Genomic DNA, 4,246 nt, shown 5'->3' with positions numbered 1-4,246 from the left:
ATATAGCGGTGGGAACGTGACCGCCGTAGCGGATCTGGTCGATCCCTTTCCGGGCAGCTTTCAAGATACGATTCTCCATCTTTAGCATTGGGGCACCTCCTTCCCCCTGGTCTGGCAGGGGGCACCGTATTGACGCCGGGCGGCGCTATACCTATACTACGACATGCACCCCAACCCCAGGGTTCAGCGCCTCGATCTCCCGCTTTACGCGGTCCGCTGGCGCGGCATCCGAGTAAGCGGTCGGGATAGCAGCCGTGCCAAAGGCTTTGATGATCTTTCGGGCGTGGGGGCCGGAAAAGTGAGCCATCCAAGATCCGTTTTTGCGGGCCAGGTAGATGCTATTAGGGATGGGGGGTTGTTGCATGAGGGGCACCTCCTCCCGCTGGTTCGGCAGCGGGCACCGAATTGGCCTTGCACCACTATATTACAACGGGTGGCGTAATACTGCAATTACGGTATGACGGTATTATTCCCATTGTCGGGCAGATTATGCGCGGTTATCTCCCGCAAGCTGATTATTTCACACTATTTCGCGGTCTTTTGATTTTCACTTCATTATATGGCGGCAGGGGCGGCCATAGCGTCCACGCTGGGCGGGCTGTGAGGCGCGTACGGCGGCGGTAGGGAGCAGGTGAGGGGTAGAGTAGGGGAGAGCAGGGAGGCGGCACCAGCAGGGCAGGAGCGTGCCAGTAGGATAGGTAGGGGACGGTCAGCAGGCGAGCGGCCGGGTAGAGACACCGGCAGGCAGCCACCAGGAGCAGAGAGGCACCAGGGGTAGAGAGTAGGGAGAGCGACCACCAGGGTAGGAGAGGACCACCCGGCAGGCAGCAGGAGACACGGAGCAGGGGGACAGGCAGGACATGAGAGAGAGGGGGGTGAGAGCATGACCGTGCCAGGACGTGGAGGACGGCCCCGGAAGTGGAAGACACCGGAGCTGATGCAGGCGGCGATAGAGGAGTATTTCCGGGCGTGCGATGAGCACGTGGACCGGGAGGGGAAGCCAGACCCTGAGCCATATACAGTCACCGGCCTGGCCGTGCACCTGGGGATGACCAGGCAGGAGCTGATACAGTACGGGGGGGATGGAGACTTTCAGCCGGGGGACGATGCAGCCCAGATCCAGGCGTATTCAGACGTCCTAAAAAGTGCCCGGGCGCGCATAGAGGCAGACGTGGAAGGCGATCTGCGGCGGGGAAAGGGCCACCCGGCGGGGTCTATTTTCTGGCTGAAAAACGCCGGCTGGACGGATCAGCTCCAGATCAGCGTAGACTCCCCCGTGATCGTGGTACGCCCACCCCAGGTGGAGGGCGATCCGGACTGATACAGTTCCGCTTTCCTATATTAGCGGTACTATACCGGGGTATACCGGGGGTAACTGCCCTGGAAAGTAGGCAGGGGGGTCAGATCTTAGAGGCACCCCCCCTGTCAGCCGGGTGGAGGGGGGGCATACACCCCCCGGGGGGATGGTACTGTCGGGGGGGCACCCCCATGCGCTAATATAATTCTAGGTAGATCCGTACCGAATTGCCAAAAAGGCGGGTTATTCGTGGTGACCAATTTATTAAAAGCCGGGGTTAGTTGGCAGGAGAACCGTATATAGTTGCCTTGTATAGCGAGACGGTGGGGTTGTGTTATTCCCCATGAGGGGCAAGTAGGTGTTTCCCCTTTATTCGCAACTACCTATACAACCCGCCCCCTTTCCTTCGTTTTTCTTTTGTTTTCGCCGTATTTTGTGTTCCGGGGTGGCGGAAATGCCCGGAATTATGCTGTTTGGGGGTGTGAACTGGGTTAAGAGGATGCCGATCTCTTCTTTCCAGTATTAAACAGTCCTTTATTCACGGGCCTAAAATGGGGTTCGCCCACTAGGGATATATAACCGGACTACCGGAAAGGAAGTGATAAAAAGGAGGCCGTCAAATGTTTAATTTACTCGGGGCCATTTTCAACAAAAGGGTGACTTTAGAGAGCGTGGAGCGAACCGGGAGCTACGTGGGTCTTCAGTTTTCCTCCGGTGACGTTGTGATATTTTCCTTGCAGAACGGGTTGGGGTATTACCACCAGGGGCCATTAGAGGGCCGCTAGAGTAGGGCAAGCGGTGCGGGTTCACGGGGGGTCGCGCGAGAAAATTCAAAAAAGGCAGGGGGAGAAGCATGAGAATTTCTACCGTGTCCCCCAAAAGAACATTTATTCATTATGATGAAGGCAGTGTTATTCGAGCTACAAATGACTTTAAGAAAAGCAGGATACGAGTTATATTTAAAACCCTTTCATTAAGACATCCATTCTGTATAGATAGCAGCAATGACCTGCAACACAGATACTGGGGGGTTAAAATACTGTGGTTTGTTCTCATTTTTGAGGAGCGGTATACCAAGGAAGAATTACGCACTTTTCGGAAATTAAAACGTGGGGATGACACTGTAAAATGGGTGAATGGGTAAATATTTGCGGGCGGTGGCGGAAGACAAGACGCAACGTGCTTTGTGGCAGATACGAAATCGCGCAATAAAAGCGTAGATGTGAGAAAGTTGTCGTGCCGGTGGTGGAAGTCCCCGGCCCGCCCGCGAAAACTTAGCAAGAGTGTGGTGGCTCCCAGCGTCCAAGTGACGCCGGAGCAAGGGGGCGAAAGCCCCCCGCGAATACCCGCCAAGGCGGTTGACATACCAAATTCAAGGCAGGGGGTATTGAAAATGAAATGTTTTTATCACAATGATATGGACGGAAAGTGTGCCGGGGCGATAGTTTATAAATTTTACAAGCGGGATAGGGATTTTACCAAGGCAACGGGGGAAGAGTGCGAATTTATTTCCATTGACTATAAAGATGATTTTCCCTTTTCCAGAATAAAACCGGGCGAAACGGTCGTAATTGTGGACTTTTCACTTCAGAAACCGGGCGAATTTGAAAAACTGCTTCAAATAACCGACAACTTAGTTTGGATTGACCATCACAAAACAGCCATTGAACGGCATGGCGATCTGGATATAGCGGGAATTAGAAAAGATGGCGTGGCGGGGTGCGTTTTAACTTGGGATTATTTTTACCCGGATGGAATAATGCCCTTTATTGTAGATCTGATAGGGGATTATGATATTTGGAAGTTTAAATTTGGAGATGATACCCGGAATCTGCAAGCAGGAATCCGTTTATACGAAACAAGGCCGGGAGATGATAATTGGATTAACTGGCTAAACTCCGCAAGCAGTATCCGTAGTCTTATCAAAGATGGCGAGATCGCCGTACTTTACCGCACCAATTATTACAAAGACTTGATTAAGTCACTCGCCTTTTTCACGGAATTTGAAGGGCACAAGGCCGTTGCCTGTAACGCCGGGCTTGTCAATTCCCAGCTATTTGATTCAGTCCAAGAGGACTACGACTTAATGCTCCCATTTTATTTTGACGGCAAGCAATGGACGGTTTCTATTTACACCACAAAAGACATTGATTGTTCGGAAATTGCTAAAAAATACGGCGGCGGGGGGCATAAGCAGGCGGCGGGTTTTCAGTGCAAAGAACTTCCTTTCGTGCAAGCAATTTAAAGGTTATTAGGCATAAGGGGGGCGCCCCTTTAGGCAGGGGAGAAGGGGGTGACACTTGGAACTCCCGAAGCTCAAGGTTATCAAGCATGACTTAGGCATGGAAACCGAAAAAGCGTATCTCATACCCCTATCTGACTTACACATTGGAGCAGAATTCAACGAAGACAAATTCCTAGGCTACAGGCAATGGATCTTGGATCGTCCTGAAGCGTATTGCGTGATCTTGGGTGACGTAATAGACAATGCCATAACTGACAGCATTGGTGATACGTACGGATCTTTGAGGCCGAAGCAGCAGAAGGAGCTTGCTTTGAAATTCCTAGAACCTCTGGCCCGGGCCGGGAAGATCCTCGCCTATCTAGACGGAAATCACGAGGCGCGAAGCACCCGCCAAACCGACGAATACGTCGGCGAATACCTGACTTCCATGCTTGGAATACCAAGCGTTTACGACCCTGACGGGATCTATATGTTCTTATCCGTCGGGTATGACCGGGCCAAGGGGGAGAGAAACAGAAACGTCTACACTGTATTTATGCTGCATGGCTTTACCGGATCTCGGAGGATGGGCGGCAAAGCCAACACGTTGGAGGACATGAAAAGGGGTGTCCATGCCGAAGTATTCTTGGCTGCGCACTCGCACCAGAAGATCGTTTTCCCTTCGTATACAGTCATGCCGGACTTGAGACTGAAGCGTATTCGGT

Annotated in this window: 4 protein-coding genes; 3 read left to right on the top strand and 1 reads right to left on the bottom strand. The window is 52.4% G+C overall.

Annotation, left to right across the window (positions count from 1 at the left end; all coding sequences use genetic code 11):
* Positions 1–151: 151 nt before the first annotated feature.
* A complete protein-coding gene (locus tag PHI12_13770; GenBank protein ID MDD5511861.1) occupies positions 152–364 on the bottom strand; it encodes a hypothetical protein in 213 nt (70 codons plus the stop codon).
* A 519-nt stretch (positions 365–883) separates the two neighbouring features.
* Between PHI12_13770 and PHI12_13765 the strand changes: the two genes are divergently transcribed.
* From PHI12_13765 to PHI12_13755, 3 genes are all read left to right on the top strand, one after another.
* Complete coding sequence (locus PHI12_13765; protein MDD5511860.1) at positions 884–1,321, top strand: terminase small subunit; 438 nt, start codon at positions 884–886, stop codon at positions 1,319–1,321.
* A 1,282-nt stretch (positions 1,322–2,603) separates the two neighbouring features.
* Positions 2,604–3,542, top strand: coding sequence for a DHHA1 domain-containing protein (locus tag PHI12_13760; protein ID MDD5511859.1), 939 nt, complete (start codon positions 2,604–2,606; stop codon positions 3,540–3,542).
* A gap of 55 nt (positions 3,543–3,597) precedes the next feature.
* Positions 3,598–4,246, top strand: a 649-nt coding sequence (locus PHI12_13755; protein MDD5511858.1) for a hypothetical protein, incomplete at its 3' end; no start/stop codon positions are given.

This window comes from Dehalococcoidales bacterium (assembly GCA_028716225.1).
GTDB lineage: Bacteria > Chloroflexota > Dehalococcoidia > Dehalococcoidales > UBA5760 > UBA5760.
The sequence above is the reverse complement of the archived record's forward strand: the minus strand, read 5'-3'. Positions and strand labels throughout refer to the sequence as shown.

Bases quoted from the DNA above. Each gene is read 5' to 3' on its own strand.
- PHI12_13770 (MDD5511861.1), bottom strand. From the start codon at position 364: ATGCAACAACCCCCCATCCCTAATAGCATCTACCTGGCCCGCAAAAAC.
- PHI12_13765 (MDD5511860.1), top strand. From the start codon at position 884: ATGACCGTGCCAGGACGTGGAGGACGGCCCCGGAAGTGGAAGACACCG.